Origin of the sequence: Chryseobacterium sp. CY350 (assembly GCF_027945075.1) — a bacterium.
Lineage (GTDB): Bacteria > Bacteroidota > Bacteroidia > Flavobacteriales > Weeksellaceae > Chryseobacterium.
On sequence record NZ_CP116034.1, the window covers coordinates 212,858 to 232,696 of the forward strand.

At 35.8% G+C, this 19,839-nt stretch carries 22 protein-coding genes; 13 read left to right on the forward strand and 9 right to left on the reverse strand.

Annotation, left to right across the window (positions count from 1 at the left end; all coding sequences use genetic code 11):
• Positions 1-4: 4 nt before the first annotated feature.
• From PGH12_RS00915 to PGH12_RS00950, 8 genes are all read right to left on the reverse strand, one after another.
• The gene (locus tag PGH12_RS00915; RefSeq protein ID WP_267597844.1) at positions 5-3,310 is read right to left on the reverse strand and encodes a SusC/RagA family TonB-linked outer membrane protein; all 3,306 of its coding nucleotides are present in this window, start codon (positions 3,308-3,310) and stop codon (positions 5-7) included.
• Positions 3,311-3,499: 189 nt separating this feature from the next.
• On the reverse strand, positions 3,500-4,129 hold the full coding sequence (locus PGH12_RS00920; RefSeq protein WP_267597843.1) for a hypothetical protein: 630 nt from the start codon (positions 4,127-4,129) through the stop codon (positions 3,500-3,502).
• A 226-nt stretch (positions 4,130-4,355) separates the two neighbouring features.
• Complete coding sequence (locus tag PGH12_RS00925) at positions 4,356-4,691, reverse strand: hypothetical protein (protein WP_228445030.1); 336 nt, start codon at positions 4,689-4,691, stop codon at positions 4,356-4,358.
• A 93-nt stretch (positions 4,692-4,784) separates the two neighbouring features.
• Entirely contained in the window at positions 4,785-5,474 is a 690-nt protein-coding gene (locus PGH12_RS00930; protein ID WP_267597842.1) for an SCO family protein, read from the reverse strand.
• Positions 5,461-5,736, reverse strand: a complete 276-nt coding sequence (locus PGH12_RS00935; RefSeq protein ID WP_123885126.1) for a YHS domain-containing protein — start codon at positions 5,734-5,736, stop codon at positions 5,461-5,463. Before PGH12_RS00935 ends, PGH12_RS00930 begins: the two co-directional genes overlap by 14 nt.
• Before the next feature lie 69 nt (positions 5,737-5,805).
• Positions 5,806-6,165 (reverse strand): hypothetical protein, encoded by a 360-nt coding sequence (locus tag PGH12_RS00940; protein WP_267597841.1) that lies wholly within the window; start codon positions 6,163-6,165, stop codon positions 5,806-5,808.
• A gap of 101 nt (positions 6,166-6,266) precedes the next feature.
• The gene (locus PGH12_RS00945) at positions 6,267-6,593 is read right to left on the reverse strand and encodes a winged helix-turn-helix transcriptional regulator (RefSeq protein WP_123885124.1); all 327 of its coding nucleotides are present in this window, start codon (positions 6,591-6,593) and stop codon (positions 6,267-6,269) included.
• 209 nt (positions 6,594-6,802) lie between these two features.
• Positions 6,803-7,660, reverse strand: a complete 858-nt coding sequence (locus PGH12_RS00950; protein WP_229984022.1) for a helix-turn-helix domain-containing protein — start codon at positions 7,658-7,660, stop codon at positions 6,803-6,805.
• 186 nt (positions 7,661-7,846) lie between these two features.
• On the opposite strand from PGH12_RS00950, the gene PGH12_RS00955 reads away from it, so the two are divergent.
• The 3 genes from PGH12_RS00955 to PGH12_RS00965 all read left to right on the forward strand — a co-directional run bounded on the left by PGH12_RS00955 (position 7,847) and on the right by PGH12_RS00965 (position 10,867).
• Positions 7,847-8,404: a cysteine hydrolase family protein gene (locus PGH12_RS00955; RefSeq protein WP_267597840.1), complete on the forward strand. Its 558-nt coding sequence runs from the start codon at positions 7,847-7,849 to the stop codon at positions 8,402-8,404.
• 259 nt (positions 8,405-8,663) lie between these two features.
• Positions 8,664-9,776 carry an LLM class flavin-dependent oxidoreductase gene (locus PGH12_RS00960; RefSeq protein WP_267597839.1) on the forward strand — a complete coding sequence of 371 codons (1,113 nt, stop codon included), beginning with the start codon at positions 8,664-8,666 and terminating at the stop codon, positions 9,774-9,776.
• Between the two features lie 251 nt (positions 9,777-10,027).
• Entirely contained in the window at positions 10,028-10,867 is an 840-nt protein-coding gene (locus tag PGH12_RS00965) for an MBL fold metallo-hydrolase (RefSeq protein WP_267597838.1), read from the forward strand.
• 77 nt (positions 10,868-10,944) lie between these two features.
• Here PGH12_RS00965 and PGH12_RS00970 read toward each other — a convergent pair whose 3' ends face one another.
• A complete protein-coding gene (locus tag PGH12_RS00970) occupies positions 10,945-11,517 on the reverse strand; it encodes a hypothetical protein (RefSeq protein ID WP_267597837.1) in 573 nt (190 codons plus the stop codon).
• 416 nt (positions 11,518-11,933) lie between these two features.
• On the opposite strand from PGH12_RS00970, the gene PGH12_RS00975 reads away from it, so the two are divergent.
• The 10 genes from PGH12_RS00975 (at position 11,934) to PGH12_RS01020 (ending at position 19,670) form a co-directional block, all read left to right on the forward strand.
• Positions 11,934-12,614, forward strand: a complete 681-nt coding sequence (locus tag PGH12_RS00975) for an HAD family hydrolase (protein ID WP_267597836.1) — start codon at positions 11,934-11,936, stop codon at positions 12,612-12,614.
• A gap of 56 nt (positions 12,615-12,670) precedes the next feature.
• Positions 12,671-13,300, forward strand: coding sequence for a Crp/Fnr family transcriptional regulator (locus PGH12_RS00980; RefSeq protein ID WP_267597835.1), 630 nt, complete (start codon positions 12,671-12,673; stop codon positions 13,298-13,300).
• 75 nt (positions 13,301-13,375) lie between these two features.
• Positions 13,376-14,167: a sulfite exporter TauE/SafE family protein gene (locus PGH12_RS00985; RefSeq protein ID WP_267597834.1), complete on the forward strand. Its 792-nt coding sequence runs from the start codon at positions 13,376-13,378 to the stop codon at positions 14,165-14,167.
• A 152-nt stretch (positions 14,168-14,319) separates the two neighbouring features.
• Positions 14,320-14,883 (forward strand): YeeE/YedE family protein, encoded by a 564-nt coding sequence (locus PGH12_RS00990; RefSeq protein ID WP_267597833.1) that lies wholly within the window; start codon positions 14,320-14,322, stop codon positions 14,881-14,883.
• Between the two features lie 12 nt (positions 14,884-14,895).
• Positions 14,896-15,378, forward strand: coding sequence for a DUF6691 family protein (locus PGH12_RS00995; protein WP_267597832.1), 483 nt, complete (start codon positions 14,896-14,898; stop codon positions 15,376-15,378).
• Between the two features lie 101 nt (positions 15,379-15,479).
• Positions 15,480-16,880 (forward strand): MBL fold metallo-hydrolase, encoded by a 1,401-nt coding sequence (locus tag PGH12_RS01000; RefSeq protein ID WP_267597831.1) that lies wholly within the window; start codon positions 15,480-15,482, stop codon positions 16,878-16,880.
• Positions 16,881-16,915: 35 nt separating this feature from the next.
• On the forward strand, positions 16,916-17,554 hold the full coding sequence (locus PGH12_RS01005; protein ID WP_267597830.1) for a class I SAM-dependent methyltransferase: 639 nt from the start codon (positions 16,916-16,918) through the stop codon (positions 17,552-17,554).
• A gap of 109 nt (positions 17,555-17,663) precedes the next feature.
• Positions 17,664-18,368 (forward strand): thioredoxin domain-containing protein, encoded by a 705-nt coding sequence (locus PGH12_RS01010; protein WP_267597829.1) that lies wholly within the window; start codon positions 17,664-17,666, stop codon positions 18,366-18,368.
• Between the two features lie 16 nt (positions 18,369-18,384).
• Entirely contained in the window at positions 18,385-18,987 is a 603-nt protein-coding gene (locus tag PGH12_RS01015) for a TlpA family protein disulfide reductase (protein WP_267597828.1), read from the forward strand.
• Between the two features lie 368 nt (positions 18,988-19,355).
• Entirely contained in the window at positions 19,356-19,670 is a 315-nt protein-coding gene (locus PGH12_RS01020; RefSeq protein ID WP_267597827.1) for a hypothetical protein, read from the forward strand.
• The last annotated feature ends 169 nt before the right edge of the window (positions 19,671-19,839 follow it).

Here is a 19,839-nt window from a genome sequence, read left to right on the forward strand (position 1 = left end):
TTTTTTAAAGTGTAAGATTAAAACCGAATAGGAATGTTTTTGGCAATGGCAGATTTCGGGTACCGCTGTTGACCGAATATACTTCCGGATCAATCCGATTTCCTGCCGCACTCCGGTACCAGAGATTGTTGACCTGTAAAGTAAATTTAGCCGACACCACTTTACTTTCATCAGTAAAAGATTTCGGCAGATTATAACTTAATGAAATGTTTCTAAGCTTGATGTAATCGCCGTCTACGACATTGGCAGTTGAATTTCGCCATTGACTGCTGATCGTTCCTGCATAATTTCTCACACTTTCATCAAAATCTACAAACAATCGTACATTGCCATTTTGGTTGGCATCTGTATACCGATCAGCAATACCCGAAAGATTGACTTCATCTGAACTCATATCAAGAGTTTCCTTACGCATCACATTTCCTCCTGAGAACACAAACAGGAAATTCAAATCGAATCCTTTATATGAAAATCTTTGTGACATAGAACCTGTATAGGTGGGTGTCAAACTTCCCATATTGACCAAGGCGGCAGAATTTGTAACTGTTTTTATTGCAGTTGAAACCGGGTTTCCATTGGCGTCAAAAGTAATGGATGGATTTCCATTTTCATCTAAAACATAAGGATATCCATTGATAGTTCCTCCATACTTATAAGCGTACAAACTATTGTAGGTCTCATTTTCCAAAAAGAAGTCTAGCGGAGAACTCACATACACCGACGCATTGGATTGTGCTCTTGTTATTTTTCTAACCGTTGTATTGTTAAAACCTACAACCAGGGTAGAACCTATTCGAAATTCTCCTTTATTCAACCAATCAGAACCTATGCTGAATTCAACGCCTTTGTTGAGCAATGCTCCGGCGTTAATTCTTCTGGTGAGTGCGCCAACCGTAGGATCCAGATCTGTGGTCGCTAATAGATCGGTACTGTATTTACGATAAACGTCTACGCTTCCTCTTAATTTATTTTTAAACAAGCTGTAATCCAATCCCAGATTCCTCGTTTCTGATTTTTCCCACCTTAACAAAGGATTGGGCTGAGCTATAATATCGATATACTGTACGGATTGGTACAAGTTATCATTTCTTCTTCTCGCTGTAATGTAGGGTGTTGTGGTCTGGTCTACATTTCCGTTGACGCCATAAGTAGCTCTCAGTTTAAGTCCGTTTACCCATTGGATTTCTTTCATGAAACTTTCGTTGCTCACATTCCATCCTAAACCTACAGACCACAACGGACGGTTTTTGTACCTGGGATCTACTCCAAAGAGATCGGCTCTGTCTAACCTGTAACTTCCAGTCACATTGTATTTTGATAAAAAAGTATAACCGACACTGCTAAATACCGAAAAATAAAGATGCAAAATTTCTGTCTGCACTCTTGATCCGGCTGATAAGGTTCTGTTATTTCCGTAGATGTAACTCGGAACGCCGGTCTGGCTCAATGCAAGACTATTGATTATTGAAGAAGTGAGGGTAACAGGATCATAACCGTATCGTAACTGTTCAACTGTTCTGGGGACGAAAGTTTCACGCATTTCGGTACCTAATAAAGCTGTAATAGCATGCTTGCCTCCATCAAGATTCTGACTGAAATCCAGTTGGTTTCTAAAAGAATAATTGTTTACCTCACTGCTCAATTGCCTGTATCGTCCTCCTGTTGAAAAACCTTCTACGTAGGTGTAGGCATTTGTTGTGGGATTATATCCGGTTAAAGAATTGATCGCATAACGCATCTTATAAGAATTAATATCATAATACTGCTCGTTATCGTTTCTTCTTGTTTCGTACTGAAATTGTGTACTGAAACTTAAACCTCTCCAGATCTTGGCTTTTAGGTTGGCAAAGGCTCTCAAATTGAGCGAGTTTTGTTTTGTAATACCTTGTTGAAGCTCGTCTAAAATATTAAAAGTGACAGGTTTAAAACCACTTAGTCCATTTATTTTTGCAGCCACTCCCGGATTGATAATCCCTCCGGAGGTAAAACCGTCACTGATACCCACAAATGGTGATATTACTCGATTTCCATTCTCATCAGTAATACGTTCGTACCTTTTTTGAATATCATAATTTCCGTAACTGCCATCCGTAACATCTTCATTACTGTAAGTTCCGTTTAAACCAATGGTCGCATTTAGCCAGTTACTGACCTGAAAACTGCTCTTTGCATAAAGATTTAATGCACGGCTATCGTTGTTCACAATACGCCTGTTTGCCTGATCATAATTCAATGATACATACGTATTGTACTTGTTGTTTCCAGCCGAAAATGCAATATTGTAACGTTGTCTTAATTCGTTTTGCCAAACATTGTCCCGATAATCTTTATTGTAGTCATTTTTTCTCCATTGGCTAAGCGTTTTATTGTAATCAGAATTGTTAATTTTACCCTCTTCCAGATCTCTGTTAAGCTGATAAAGAGGGCTGTAATACTTGATACTGCTGTTTCCGATATCTCCATAACTATTGAACATCGTGGCAACATTGGCAAATTTCGATCGCTCTCTATTATAAACATCCTGTTCAAAATCAATTAACTCACTTGTAGAGGCATAATTCATATCCATCAAATTGGGTCTTTCAGCAAGAAATAGATCAGAATTGAAAGTCACTTTTAAGTTCCCGCTTCCTTTTTTGGTTGTTAAAACAATAATCCCATTTGCAGCTCTTGAACCATAAATAGAGGCTGCAGCTGCATCTTTAAGTACATCTATGCTTTCAATATCATAAGGGTTGATCTCATCCAATGTCAACTCAGTGGGTAAACCATCAATGACCAACAGCGGACTGTAGCCAACCTGAAGGGAAGAAAAGGTTCCGATTCCTCTTAGAATAGGTTTGTCTCCGCCAATTCCTGCCGGATTTTTTTGAAACATCAAACCTGCAACACGTCCTTCCAGAGCACTTGCCAAATTGGTGTTGAGGTTTTCGTTTAAGGTTTTTTGAGAAATTTTTGTTATTGCAGCAGTGGAGGAGCTTCTGTTAAGCGTCTGATATCCTGTGACGACGACTTCTTCCAGTAATGACACTGCTGGAGTCATTGGAATGACCATCACGGAACCTGCATTGTTTTTCGTGTATTTTTCTTCCTTTCGGTCAAAACCGAAATGTAAGAATTCTAAAGTGACTTCACTAAAGTTTGTTTCAAAGGTAAAATGACCGTACCGATCTGTTTTTAAGCTATTGGGAGTGCCTTTCTGCACTACGGTGACGCCTGATAATCCACCGCCGTCCACATCTGTTACCATACCCTGCAGCGTATAATTGGTTTGCGCAAAAGAGGAAGTGACAGTGAAAATAGAAATCAAAAAAAGGAATTTAACAAAGTGTTGATGTGATGGTAAGCTCCTTTTTTTTATATTTAATTTATACATTACGAATTAAATTATTTGATTTGTTGGATTTTGTTGATCTTGAAATTTCGTGTACTGATACCAAAAACTTAAAATTGACTATGTGATTGTTAAGTTATATTGATTCAGTTCTCAGCAATTAAATTAAAACAGAAGAAAACCTATGAAAATGCCATAACTATTTTCATTGAATTTTTCCGGTCCGTAATAATCGATATTGGTTCCTAAACCAAATGTTACTTCTTTGTAGCTTACACCTGCACGAGCCATCAGATAGCTTCGGGTCTGCATATCGATAATGCTGCTATATTCATATAAGGCTTGAATTCGCGTGTACAAACGCCAGTTATTACTGATTTTCGGCTTGTATTCAACTAAGAACATTCCTTCTATATTGGTGTCGCTGGAGAAATCTATTCGGGAATTTGCGACGAATAACCAATCGGGGGTGGCTTTGCTGTAAATCAGTCCGGCAATCGGACGCATCCCTTTTACCGGCGTCACGTGAAAACCGGCGGCGAATTTCAGACCTTTTACAATCTCATAAGTAAGACTGGCTTGCGTCATATAATCATTCACTTTATCTTCACCCCATTCTCCTACCAAAGAAGTAACACTGAAAAAACCGAGTTTGGGGACGCTTTTTATTTTTTTATCAATAATCATTTGAAAAGCCAGACTGCGGTTGCTCCCTAAAACTTCTGTATTGATGGGAACACTTGATACAACGGCACTTGATTGATTCTGAGCTTTAAAACAATTAGATATTGTCATAAAACAGAGTAGGGGAAAGCTTTTTATAAAACTTTTTTTTAGTAGAGTATTTGAAATGGATTTCATTAAATTGTTTTGGTTGATTAAGTTTCTTTGTGATTTCAATCGGAATTATACCGTCTTGCGTAGGTTTTGCGCACGGATGATAATGGCAGACATTAATAATGTTGCTACTAGGTTTAATCTAATTGCTTAACAGTTCTCTTTTTTTAAGAATGAGAGTCAATTAAACTGAAGGTGGACGAAATATCTTTGAATGGTATTCGGAATGATAAGGATCCGTACAGAAAGTACTGATAGAGTCTTGATGAACACTATCGATGTCCGAGTGGGTAAATTTGAAATCTTCGGCAACCAAAAAAACATCAGTCGAAGGAACAGAGATTTTATGACCATTTTGAGTCGTCTGTTCCTGATTTGTTTTGGTCAATTCTTTGGATACATAGCATTTACCATTACACATCAGTTCAGGTTTTGCTTTGTTTTCACAAAGGTTTTCTACAATATAATCATAGTTTACTGCATAGTTTATCAGTGGCAATACAGGTCGCATTGTCATCATGAAAATGATTAATATGGAAACTAAATATTTCAGAAGCTTAATTCAAAAAGTGACTGTTAAAAGCTGAAAACCAGACTCAAATAGAATTTGAAATTATTTTAGAAGCTTTCTGATATCTTCAATCAGAAGTTCTCGGTCGGGATGGTATTGTCCTTTAAGATCCGTATTGAGTCCTTCGGGATCTTCATAATTCAGTCCTGAATAATAGAGGATAGGAACATTATTTTTACCGAAACGACATCTTATGTTTCCCTCCTGATCTACCAATGCAATCATACCACTGTGGTTCAGGCTTTCAGAATCGTCATCTTTATCACCGACATAAATATTGAACTGATCGGCAATTTTTCCGATATAGTCTCTGTCGCCTGTTAAAAGATGCCAGTTGGGAGATTTGATACCAATTTTACTTTTATGAGCCTTCAAAATCTCAGGGGTATCGTTTTCAGGATCGATGCTGATAGAGATCACTCCAAGTTCAGGACTGTCGATTTCCTCCATTATGTGCTTCAGATTGCTATTCATAATCGGGCATATCGTAGGGCAGGTACTGTAGAAAAACTCTACCAGATACACTTTGCCCAGCATATCTTTATTAGAAGTTTTTTTATTGTTTTGGTCGGTCAGTTCAAAATCGGGAACTTTCATGACCGAGTACAATTCTTTTTTGAAGTATCCGGTTCCAAAAGAAATAACTGCAAACAGACCTGCAAAGACCAACGTAGGAACAACAAATTTTCGAATTGCTGAGTTCCTCTTTTCTGAACGATTATTTGGCTGCATATTTCTCTGGAGTTTTTTTGAATGTTTCTTTACAGCCAGATGAACAGAATCCGTAGATTTTATTTTTGTAAACTGCAGTATCTTTTAGATATTGAGCTGTTTTCATTTTACAGATGGGATCCTCTTCATTGATCACCTTCACATTTTTTATGTCGACGCCAGCGGTCATCGATTTTTTGTGGTTAATTTTAAATTCTTCTTCTTTTTTACAAGACGTAAGGGATAATGACAGCACTGCTATCAAAATTACTGTTGATTTCATTAGGTAAGATTTGTTAAATTTTGTTGAATAGTATTTTGAAAAAAATCAAAATACAAGTAATGCAATAATTTAACTGAAGAGGGGCGGATGAAAAATGGTGAAAATGTATCTTGAATGATACAAATTAATATATTCTGTAATGTATTGTACAGAATCAATGTATTCTGTTCCACTATCGAATGAAAAAATATCATTGGGAACAAAAATATCCAAACTAATCACTTTTGCGAATGTTTGTGTGGACTGTTTTTCAGTATTTGAAAGTTCTTTTGCTAAAAAGCACTTTCCGTTACATGATAATTCGGGTTTATCTCTGTTTTCACATAAGTTCTCAACGATATAATCATAGTTGACTACATAGTTGTAGACCGGCATGATCGGCCGTACAGCAATGGTAAAAACAATAAATAAAGATAGTAGAAGTCTCATTAGATTCTGCGATGATAAAATTACTACTCTTTGGTCATATAGTAAGTATGAATATTATCAGTTGAAGTCGATTTATTTTTGATTTTGTGTTATATTATAAATTAAGCAAGATGATTAAGTCCAAATGTGGCTAACTGCTCAATAATTGGTAATGTGCTTAAGCCTTTTTCAGACAATGTATATTCCACTTTCGGCGGAATTTGAGGAAAAGATTTTTTTTGAACCAGTTCGTGCTCTATCAATCTATTCAATTCCTGAATAAGCATTTTTTCACTGATTCCCGGGATTTTCCGCTTTAATTCCCCGTACCTTACTTTCTCATCATTGATCTGGTATAAAATCAATAAAGTCCATTTTCCGCTTAAAAGCTGAAGAGATTTTCGGACAGGACAGTTTTCGTCACAAATATTAATATCGCTTAAATTCATTGATATAACGTATTTCTTACCTTTTGGTATGTACCTGATTATGTGTAATGTACAGTTGCAAAGGTAAGCTAAAATATGCTATAGTCAAATTTCAGCATGAATTGAATGGAATCTTGTAAGTCGAAGAGACAATTCATGTCCTTTATCAATGCTTCCCAATTGGTTAAATACGCAGCTTAAGAATTGTTATAAATCTGTTTGTAATAAGTTTACACCGTGCTTAGACTTTCCAGATATTCGGAGGTAGTCATTCCTGTCTGCATTTTAAAAAATCTCATCATATGCCCCGGTTCAGCGTAGTTCAAATCAAAAGATATTTCCGAAACTGTTTTATTAGAGTAAACCAATCTATCTTTTATTTCGGCCAATAAACGCTGTTTTAGAAGTTCTGTAGCAGTCACATTATATTGTTCCTTGACTGCCTTATTAAGGGTAATTCTGCTGATATTTAATAAAACGGTGTAATCTTCAATATTTTTTTTCTGACAGATGTGTTTCTCGAGAAGAGATTTATATTGTACTGCATAATTTTTATCGTCCTTCTCAATCATTAGATCATTAGCAGAGGCATACCGTCGATTTATGGTTTGTAAAAGATAGTACAGGATCGACCTGATAATGTGAACGCTGTCTTTTTTTGTGTGCACAAGTTCAGTTTTGATTTCTACCAGAAATTCATTGAACCTTTTCATTTCAGAATCACTCACATTGAGAAGTAACTCATGGTTGAGCTGATAAAAAAACAGCATTTTGTGAGTGAAAAATTTATCAGCAAAGAATTCATTGAGAAAGTCTTCCCTGAATATTAAAGTTTTGAACTCAAGTCCATCTTGCTTAATTTTCCAGGCTCTCTTTTGAAAAGCTGAGATAAATACGATTGAGTTATCGTGAATATTAATTTTGGTATCATTAATATGTACTGTACCCTCAGCTTTCGAAAAAAAAACAACCTCAAAATAGTCAGTATTATGTACATCGGTCTGCAGATAATTGATGGTGTCCTGATTCAGAATATTGATGAAAAAATCTACACCGCATTCTGTTTTGTGAAAATTGATTGTTTTCATAATAACTTTAAAGAATCAAAGATACAATGAAATAGTTATGATTAGAATGAAATGCGACTTAAACCGGATATTTCACTTTCCGATATATCATAATTTCCCTTATCAAAATGACATTTTTTCGTAATCATTTGATATAGACACACATTCAATCAGGTGGTAATTTTGCGTTATAATAAATATCTAATTATGAGCAAACAAGCATTAATTATCATCGATATCCAGAATGAATATTTTGAAAACGGAAATCTCACATTGGTCAATCCTGTTGAGGCAAGTCTGAATGCTGGTAAAGTTCTTGAGCATTTTCGTGCAAAAAAGTTGCCTATTGCACACATTCAGCATCTATCGGCTGATCCCGAAGCATTGCCGATTTTTGTAGAGGGAACGCCTGGAGCTGAAATCCACGAAAATGTAAAACCCTTAAATGGAGAGCAAATCTTTCAAAAGTATTATCCAAACAGTTTTAGAGAAACTGGGCTAGGTGAATATTTGAAAGAAAACGGCGTGACAGAAGTAATTATCACAGGGATGATGACCCATATGTGTGTTGATGCTACTACTAGAGCAGCATTTGACTTTGGTTACAAGTGTACCGTTATCGGTGATGCCTGCGCATCAAAAGATTTGGAAATCAACGGAAAGACGGTAAAGGCCGATGATGTACATCACGCTTTTTTAGCAGCATTGGAATTTTTCTACGGCGAAATAAAAACTACGGACGAGTTTTTAAATGCTGTTTCTTAATCAGTAGAAAACATTTTCTAACAATAGAAGAATATCCTTGACAATTAATTTGTTAAGGATATTTTTAATTATACACGAAGGTCAATCCAAACAGCAGAGAACAACATGAAGCATAAAGTGTGACTCAATCAAGTAATAGATTTCCGGAAAAATCATTTCTCTGTTGGTTTATCAAAATGGTATTTCTTATCTGTTTTTTGATATCTAACTAGTTTAAGAACCGGGGTAATTTTGCACTATAATTTAAAATCAAGAGGTTATGAAAAATACAACAGCTGATAAAAATAAAAAAACTGCTTTTTCTCCACTGTTAAAACAAGGAAATGCACCTGTACCCCTATCAATTCTTGACGTGTCTACTACAGGAAAAGGTCATTCTGCTATAGAAGCCATAGAAACGAGTATTAAGTTGGCAAAATATGCAGACCAGCGTGGATTTGGTCGTTATTGGGTAGCAGAGCATCATGGAATGCCAGCCGTTTCTACTTCGTCGCCCGCTGTATTGCTGTCCAGACTTATCGGAGAAACTCAGAATATACGGTTGGGATCTGGCGGGATGATGTTACCTAACTTTCCTCCATTGGTCGTTGCTGAACAATTCGGGATGCTTCAGGCGATGGCTCCCGGACGTATAGATCTTGGAATTGGACGTGCTCCCGGAACCAATGGGCTTACAGCGTCAGCACTTCGCCGTGGTCATATAGGTGCTGAAGATTTTCCTGAGCAATTAGAGGAATTACTGCATTTTCTTGAAGACGATTTTCCGGCAGGAAATAAGTACAAAGAAAAAGTTTTTGCTGTTCCGGGACCCGGACAGGATAAAGAAAACGGTATTGAAAGATCTTTTGACGCGCCATCTGTATGGCTTTTGGGATCATCGGGATACTCAGCTCAGTTGGCGGGTAAATTAGGTTTGCCTTTTGCATTTGCGGCACAGCTGGCTCCGGAGAATTTATCAATTGCTTTTGATCTATACAGGAAGAATTTCAGACCTTCAGAAATTCTGGATCATCCTTATACTATCGCATCATTTTCAGTATTTGCGGCGGACAGTGAAGAAGAAGCAAGAATCCAGACGCATTCTTTTTCGCATAGTATGCTTCGGATGATGAAAGGTGAATCGTACGTCATCCCTTCACCTGAAGAATTAAAAAATTACAACTATTCTGAATATGAAAGCTATGTGTTGGACAGCTGGAATCAAAAAATGATTCAGGGAACTGCCGATCAGGTCGTCGCCGGACTTAATGAGTTTCAAAAGATATCGGGAGCTGATGAACTGATGATCGCTAATTTGGGATATTCGCCGGAAGGTATTTTACATTCTGCTGCATTGATAGCAGATGCTTACAATATGCCTAATATTTATTAGGAGAATATTTACATATAAAAGTTAAATTGATTCAAAGAGATTAAAAAAGCATCATCTCGAATCTCATTCATTCAACATAATTAAAAGCGGTGAAATTTGGAAATATAAGCAGGTTATCAAAATGGCAGTAAATCGCATCATTTAGATACTGTAAGGATATGTTCTTAGTAAGACCTTTGCAGTGTAATCATTTCTGTAAAATCGTCGCTGAAAGAATTGAGATTATTAATAAAATATAAAAAAAGAATATTATGAAAAAAGTAATTGTAGCATTTGCACTGACACTGTCATCTGTCTTTTCATTCGGACAGACAAAATCTGATACAAAACCCACTGTCCAGTTAGTTAGAAATGCGACCCTGGTCATTGACTACGCAGGAAAAAAAATATTGGTTGATCCTATGCTGTCTCCTAAAGGAGCCATTGATTCATGGGCGGGTATTCAAAAAAATCCTACGGTTGAACTGACAATGCCTGTAGAAGAAATTGTGAAGGACATTGATCTCGTTATTGTAACCCATACTCACGAAGATCATTTTGACAAGCCTGCAAGCAGCACCCTAAATAAATCTGTAGAACTGATCATGCAACCTGCCGATAAAGAATTTTTCAAAAAAGAAGGCTTTATCAATGCTACTGTTGTAGAAGGTCAAAAAGTATGGAACGGCATCACTATAAACCGTGTGGAAGGAAAACATGGTTCCGGTAAGGTGTTAGAAATGATGGGTAAAACATCAGGATTTGTTTTACAAGCTAAAAACCAACCTACGGTTTACATTGTAGGAGATACGATCTGGAATGAAGATATTAAAAAAGATATTGAAACATTCAAACCCGATTATATTATTGTTAATTCTGGGGGAGCGCTGATGAAAGACTTTAGTGATACACCGATCATTATGAATGAAGTGCAGACGATGGCTTTGATAGCTGCCAGTGGAAAAGCAAAAGTAATAGCAGTTCACATGGATGCATTGGATCATTGCTTTACGACCAGAGCCATTCTGAAAAAGAAAGCTTCAGAATTGAAAATCGGACAAGATAAATTGATCATTCCCGAAGACGGAGAAAAACTGATTCTATCTCTTTAGTCGTACAGCATAAAATTGATGAATACAAGAGACAAAACCTACTTTAATTGAGTAGGTTTTGTCTTTTAATATTTTGGTTATTTTACGACTTTGATCAAGCTGATATATTTCAATCCACATTCAGCAAACTTTTCATAATCATTCATTGCGTTGCCATAGTTTTGAATCATAATTCCATTTTTATCCAATGATCCCTGAATCTCGTCAGGAAGAGAAAGATTCTTGTCAATGGCATTGCCCTCTGAATCTACCGCACCAATGTTTTTACTCCATTTTAAATTTTTTAGCGTAACAAAATAGCCCTCTTTTTTCTCATCCAATGTTAAAGTAGCGAAGTCTGTACGTGTCTGATTATCTGTTATTAAATCATATTTTAATTTTCCTTCCGAATAATATAATTTCAGATCCATTTTACAACTGGCATTGTCTTTAGATTGATACAGTCCTTCGACAGCAAAAAGCAGATCATTATTTTCAGTAATATTTTTTTGAGAAGAATCACGTTGTAAGCTACCATTTTGTTTTGTAAGCGAATCAGGTAAGTTTGCATTAGCCCTTGCTGTATTTTCAACTTGTTTATCGCCTTTTTTAATGCAAGATTGTATTGCGAGTGCAAAAATGAGCGTAAAGATAATCGTGGTTTTTTTCATTTATAAAAGATGTATTGTGAAGATTTGTTTTATTTAATGGACATTTACGAACTAAGGTTAATGTATTGAAAGTAATGCGGAAATTTTTATCAGATAAATAGTTACGGAGATTCAATGATGAAAGATACAGCCAAAAAGCGAGAAATAAATTTTAATATTAAAAGATTCTCAACTATTTTGATATTTAGAAAAGAAGGCCTTTTTAAAGTTCATTATAATAATAAAATAGGATCGAAAGAGTGTAGAAAAGATGATACTTATCAAAATGATATTTAAATAAGCGATTTTGGTATATCATAATCAATCCGTGAATTCTATTTTTGACTTAGATACACGTTTTACCAGAAATGGATATAAATTTTAGTAGATACTCAAAGTGATGAATTTTGAAAAATAGGTGAAGAATTGATAAAAATATGAAAAACAGTAAATTAGATCTCAAGGCGATCATTTTTGATATGGATGGGGTTTTGATCAATACAGAACCGCAATATGAAAATTTTTGGAGAACCGCTGCCAAGAAATATAATGTTTACTTCGAAGGCTTTGAAAAACAGATCCGCGGAATGACAGTAAAAAAATTATTTGAAGGACAATTCAGAGATATTGGCGAGGTCGAGAAAAAGAATCTTTTAAAAGAATTTAAAGCATTTGAAGATCAGATGTCTTTTCCTGAAATTCCGGGAATTGCTACATTGTTACCGCATTTAAAAGAATCAAAAATAAAATTAGGATTGGTTACAAGCTCGGATCTGGAAAAATTAACCAGAGTCATCACACAAAAGAACTTAGATCTGTATTTTGATGTGATGATTACAGCCAACGATTTTGTTGACGGTAAACCATCGCCTGAATGCTATTTAAAGGCTGCAGATAAGTTAGGCGTTGAGCCCGTAAATTGTATTGTATTTGAAGATTCTTTCGCGGGTATTTCCGCAGCGAGATCCGCAGGAATGGTCGTGGTGGGAGTTTCTTCTTCACATTCAAAAAGTGAATTAATGAGTGAATGTAATAATGTGGTCGGAGATTTCCAGAGAATAGGATTAAAGGAAATAATTGATTTTCATGAATCTGCAGAACTAGAATCTAAAGTCTAAAGAGTTTTCTTATAAAATTAAAAGAGAATTTGACTTAAGTTTACAATTTAATAATTATGGAAAACTCGGTATTGGCTTCGGAATTTAAATCATCAAGTGATTTGGTGGAAAAATTATATCAAAACGGCTTTATCAAAAAGTATCAGCAAGGTGATGTTATTTTAGACGAAAATGCATCAATCCGTGCAATACCCATCGTGATGAAAGGAATGATGAAGGTCATCCGGACTGAGCAAGACGGTAGGGAAATTCTACTGTACTACATCAAGGCCGGCGAAAGCTGTATTATGTCTTTCCTTGGCGGGATGCACCATGAGAAAAGCATCCTGAAAGCAGAAATTGAAGAGGAATCCGAGATCTTGTTTTTGCCTGTAGAAAAAGCATCTCTTTTTATGAAGGACTATCCGGAATGGGTAGATTATATTTTCCGGCTCTATCACAAGCGTTTTGAAGAATTACTGGACATCATCAATGCCATCGCTTTCAAAAAAGTGGATGAAAGATTACTACAACTGCTTGAGAAAAAGTCTGAAATTTCTCATTCTAAAACTGTTGTCACCACACACGAGCAACTTGCCAATGAGCTTGGTACAGCTAGAGTAGTGGTTTCAAGACTCCTTAAACAACTCGAAGATGCCGGTAAATTAAAACTGGGAAGAAATAAAATAGTTCTTTCAGATTCCTAATAACTTTCCTTATGTAACAAAAGTAGCGGTGCAGCAATTCTAATATTTCCATTTTTGCGTTATTAAAGTTAAAGTATGGAAATTTTTGGATATATCGCATCTGTTTTTATCGGGATTTCATTGGGATTGCTGGGTGGCGGAGGAAGTATTCTTACTGTTCCGGTTTTGGTTTATCTTTTTGGGATTGATGTTTTTCTTGCGACAGAATATTCCCTTTTTATTGTCGGAGTCAGTAGTTTGGTTGGCTCTTTTTCTTATTTTAAAAATGGTTTGGTCAACGTAAGAACAGCGTTGGTTTTTGGAATCCCATCAGTTATTTCTATTTTCCTTACAAGAAATTTTCTCTTGCCTCTCATTCCTGATCAGGTATTTTCTTTGGGTGGTTTTCTGCTAACCAGGAATCTGCTTTTATTATTAATTTTTGCTGCTTTAATGATTATCGCCTCCTATAAAATGATTCAAAAAAATAGGGACTCGAAAGTGAAAAATATCGCATCCAAAAACAAGACAGTTCTCGCAGCAGGACAAGGTTCAGCTGTTGGAATCATTACAGGTTTACTTGGAGCAGGCGGTGGATTTTTAATTATTCCTGCTTTGGTCAATTTGTTGAAAACGCCAATGAAAGTCGCCATTGGAACTTCATTGGTCATTGTCTCGTTCAATTCTCTGATTGGATTTTTTTCTTCGATGAACAGTGTTGATATTGATTGGAATTTTTTAGCGACTATTTCAGCAATTTCCATAATAGGAATTGTTATAGGTACTGAATTATCAAAGATAATTAACGGTAAAAAACTTAAGCCGATCTTTGGATATTTCATTCTCATAATGGGAATTTACATTATCATTAAAGAAGTTTTATTTTAAATTAATAAAACAGAAGATAAAATTCTTATGTAACAAAAGTAGCTGTAGAAAAGGATGAGAGCATCGAAATTTGTACTTCATAAAGAATCGGTTAAGAATCGTCAATACATACTTTCAAAAAAAGTTTCAAAAATAAATTAAAAAAATAAGTAATGATAGAAATTATAAAAGAACCCTGGCCTTGGTATGTTGCAGGTCCTTTGGTAGGTCTCACTGTCCCAATTTTACTGATCTTAGGTAACAAATCTTTCGGAATCAGCTCGTCTTTACGGCATATCTGTGCAGCCTGCGTTCCAGCCAATATCAATTTTTTCCAATACGACTGGAAAAAGGAATTATGGAATTTGTTTTTTGTCTTCGGAATTTTATTAGGTGGATTGCTGGCTACTCAATTTCTTATGAATCCTGAAGAAATTACCGTAAACCCAAATCTTAAAGCTGAATTGAGCGGTTATGGAATTACCGATTACGGCAATCTTATTCCTCTTCAGCTGATGAATTTTGCAAATCTATTGAATTTGAAAGGTTTTATCATTATGGTTATGGGTGGTTTTTTGGTAGGTTTCGGAACCCGTTATGCAGGCGGCTGTACAAGTGGTCACGCTATAATGGGGCTGTCCAATCTTCAATGGCCATCTCTGGTTGCGACGATTTGTTTTATGACAGGTGGCTTTTTAATGGCGAATGTTATTTTACCCCTTATTCTTTCACTTTAAAATTTAATTATTATGGAAAAAGACAATAATGCACTTCAGCAGAATAGTGTTTGTGTCAATGAAAATCCTTCGCAGATTCATTGGTATCATCATATCAGATATCTCATTGTAGGAATTTTATTCGGAATTGTTTTCGTCAAGTCTGAAGTGATCAGCTGGTTCAGAATTCAGGAAATGTTCCGCCTGCAGTCATTTCATATGTTTGGCATTATCGCAAGTGCAATAGTTACAGGAATGATCTCAATTTGGGTGATCAAGAAATTCAATATCAAAACCCTCGATGGAGAACCTATTTCTATTGCGCCAAAAAAATTCAATAAAGGTCAAATCTATGGCGGGCTCATTTTTGGTTTTGGTTGGGCAATTACCGGCGCTTGTCCTGGACCGTTGTTCGCGCAGATCGGGACAGGCTCATTGGTTGTGATTGTTACGCTGATAAGCGCTGTTTTCGGAACGTGGGTCTATGGATATTTTAGAGAAAAATTGCCGCATTAAAGGCTATCGACAGAATTTTTGGCGAGATAAAAGTTTCGGTTTAAAAAAAGATTATTCTGGAATTTGGTTTAAATAAATTAAGTTTAATAAAAATAAAAGTTATGTTTTTTCAGCATATTTATGATAAAAGCCTTGCGCAGGCAAGTTACCTGATCGGTTGTCAGGCAAAAGGAGAAGCGATTGTTATCGATGCAAAAAGAGATATTGATACCTACCTTCAGATAGCAAAAGAAAATAATCTTAAAATAACACATATCACAGAAACCCATATTCACGCAGATTTTCTGTCCGGCTCACGTGAACTGGCCGCAGTGACTGGTGCTGATCTTTATCTTTCTGATGAAGGCGGTGATGATTGGCAATATCAGTTTCCACATATCGGTTTAAGGAACGGCGATGAAATAAAAGTTGGAAACCTGACTTTAAAAGTAATTCATACACCCGGACATACACCTGAAAGTATCAGTTTTTTGCTGACCGATCATCCGGCTACAGATGAGCCTGTTATGATATTCACCGGAGATTTTGTTTTTGTAGGCGATGTCGGAAGACCGGATCTTTTGGAAAAAGCAGCCGGAATTGAAGGAACTCAGGAAAAGGGAGCGAAAGAAATGTATCAGTCGGTACAGGATTTTAGTATACTTCCTTCATATATTCAGGTTTGGCCGGGACACGGTGCCGGTTCTGCTTGCGGGAAATCTCTTGGAGCAGTACCGAGTTCTACCATTGGCTATGAAAAGATCCGTAATTGGGCATTTCAATATAAAGATGATGAAGATGGTTTCATTGATTATCTTTTGGAAGGACAGCCTGAGCCTCCAAAATATTTTTCAATGATGAAAAAACTCAATAAAATGGATAGACCTTTACTGACAGAAGTTCCTCAGCAGAGAAAACTTTCCAAAGAAGAATTTCTCAAAGCATATTCTGAAGATGTGACCGTCATTGATACAAGAGATAAAGTGGATTTTGCAAACGGTTTTATTCCTAAAAGTATCAATATTCAGGGTAATAATTCTTTTTCGACGTGGATGGGATGGATTTTAGATTACTCTCAACCATTTATTCTGATTGCAGAACAAGATAAGATGGATGTTCTTACAAGAAAACTCATGCGAATCGGAATGGATCAGATGATGGGTTTTGTGGAAGATGTAAATGATTTTGGTTTAGATTTGCTGACCTCTGATATTATTGATATTAATGAGTTCAAAACGTATCTGAAACGAGACGATATACAGATTGTAGATGTGAGGAACAAAACAGAGTATGAAGATGCGCACATAGAAAACGCAGACAATGTTTTTGTCGGTACTTTGGAGGACCATCTTTATGAAATTTCTAAAGATAAAACGGTGATCATTCATTGTCAGAGTGGTGATAGGGCAGCGATCGCATATTCACTTCTAAGAAAAAACGGTTTTGAAAGAGTGAAAAATTTTTCTGGCGGAATGAGAGAATGGTTGGCTACAAATGGTGCAACTTCTATCTGTAAGATTTGAAATCACTAAATTGAAACAAAATAAAAAACATTAATATGGAAGATCATAAAGTAAACGATCTGTGGACTTCGAGATGGGATGACAGATATAGCAAGGAAGAGTTTGCTTATGGTGAAGAACCCAATAATTATTTAAAAGAACAATTGTCAAAACTAACGGTTGGTTCCATTCTTTTCCCTGCAGAAGGGGAAGGACGAAATGCCGTTTATGCTGCCAAAAGAGGTTGGAATGTTTCTGCGTTCGACATTAGTGTTGAAGGTAAAAACAAAGCGGTTAAACTTGCTAACAAAAATGATGTGACAATCAATTACAAAGTTGGTGAATTGGAAACTTTGGATTTTGAAAATGAACAATTTGATGCAATCGCTTTGATCTACGCACATTTTCCTCCAACTATCAAATCGCTTTACCATCAAACATTTGACAGATTACTGAAAAAAAATGGAACCATCATCTTTGAAGCATTTAGTAAAAAACATATCGATTATGTTACGGCAGACGATAAAGTAGGTGGACCAAAAGATATTGAAAGTTTATTTTCAATAGAAGAGATCAGATCAGACTTCCCAAACTATGAAATTATTGAATTATCTGAACTGGAAATTGAACTAAGTGAAGGACTTTATCACAATGGAGTAGGCTCGGTAATACGGTTCGTTGGGAGAAAAAAGTAACACGATGCAGGGAATAGTTTTGTATGAGGAGGAATAAAATATTACGTGACCCAATTCAAGACTACAAATGATGGTATTTAGAAATGGTAATGAAGTAAAATAGTTGAAAATGTATAAAAAATTGATCACAGTATTTCTGGTACTTGTTGTACCAGGAGTTCTCATAGCACAGAATAAAACTGAACAAAAAAGTCTACCGGCTAAAGAGTTCTACAATAAAATAGAAACTGCTAAAGATGCTCAACTCGTCGATGTAAGAACTCTAGATGAATTCCTGAACGGACATCTTATCAACGCAATGAATATCGATTGGAAAGCAGATGATTTCGAAGAGAAATCTAAAGCTTTGGATAAAAACAAACCGGTATATGTTTATTGTATGAGCGGACCGAGAAGCACTGCTGCTAGTACAAAACTGCAGGCAATGGGTTTTAATAAAGTCTATGTAATGGAAGGTGGAATGATGAAATGGAGAAACGCAGATCTCCCGGAGATAAAAAAGTCCAACACTGTAGGAATGAGTCTTGCACACTACAATGAATTATTGGATAGTAAAACTCTTGTTCTGGTTGATTTCTACGCAGAATGGTGTGCCCCTTGCAAAAAAATGGAGCCATACCTCAAAAAAATAGGATCTGAATTGTCGGACAAAGTAAAAGTCGTAAGAATCGATGCTGATGAAAACACTCAACTATGTAAAGAACTGAATGTTTCTGCACTTCCTGTTTTAAAATTATACAAAAATAAAAATGTGATCTGGGAAAATCTGGGATTTGTGGAGGAAGCAGAAGTAAGAAAACAAATTTTGCAATAAGCACCATACGATAACAATGGAAAAATCCAAAATGTGGCTCAAAAAAAACTGGAGTACTGTACTTTTCGTAGGAATATTTATTCTCCTCTTGGTCAGTCCGGATGCGAAAGCCTGGCTGATGCGACAAATCATTTCTACAGGTCTATTGAATTCAAAAATTGAGAAAAAAAGTGTTGGAAAACCCTTAGAGGAAATGAATCCATCCATCTCTGAAAGCTTTACTGTAAAAGATGAAAACGGAAAGATCATCAATGTTTCTGGACTAAAGGGTAAAGTGGTCTTTATTAATTTCTGGGCATCTTGGTGTCCTCCTTGCAGAGCTGAATTTCCTTCAATTCAGAAGTTTTTTGAAAAATACAGAAGCAGAGATGAACTCGTTTTCCTCACTGTAAATCTAGATGAAGATCTGGATGCTGGAAAAATGTATCTTGAAAAAGAAAAATTCACAGTGCCGTTTTTATTTCCCAATGGAAATATCCCAAAGGTATATTTCAATGGCTCACTTCCTACAACCGTAATTTTGGATAAGACAGGCAAAATAAGATTGCACCACGCAGGAATGGCAGATTACAGCAAAGATTCTTTCTATGAAGAAATTGATAAACTTTTGAAAGAGTAGAGATCTTGTATTAGTAATACATTTTTAAAAATGCAGTTTAACATGTTTTTAAAACAAAAAGTGTTGTATGTGTGATATTATTCCTTCAAAATAATCCAGATATCTATCCAATTTATCCCTGTTTTTCCGGTAGACGCTTTTGTTACTATTGTTTTACAGGCATTATTTGAATACTGCTGTGAGAAATATCGTTATCAGCATTATATTTAGATGGCTCTATTCCCAAATTAGTACAGCATTAGAAATAGAAATTTAATTCGGTATCATCTGTTAAATTTGATCATTTTTCAGATTTTGTTTAGATTGCAATAAAAATATAATGTACTTTTGTGCCCTCGGTTATGCAAAAATCTTTCAGAAACTTTTTTGTGTTTTCATTATTGCTGTTGTTTTTTTATAACGTCAGTGGTGTAGGTATTTGCATAGAACATGCCCAACACAGCAAAAACATTTCTGCAAAATCAAAAAATTCCAAGACCGAAAAACACTCGTCTATTTCTCAGGATGACGAATGTCAGTGTGAGCTTCACATGCAGATGAATCACGTTATTATAACGGATTCTTTCTCGCTCGAATTTCCTATAAACAATCTTATTAATCAAGAGATCCCTCATACGAAGGCGATTACCTATCGTTGTTTGCTCGACTATTTCAGTTCCAGAGCACCGCCATCATTGTCTTAATTCTGCAGTATAATATTCTGTATTTACTCCAACCAACCCATGCAGGTTTTCTGATCTGTAAGACAATATCTGTGGACTTTTTGTATTAAACCACTACAATAGCTCCTTTTACTAATAGTTGACATAATAACGATGTCAGTCTCATTCATTTATTCAATGACAACCAAAA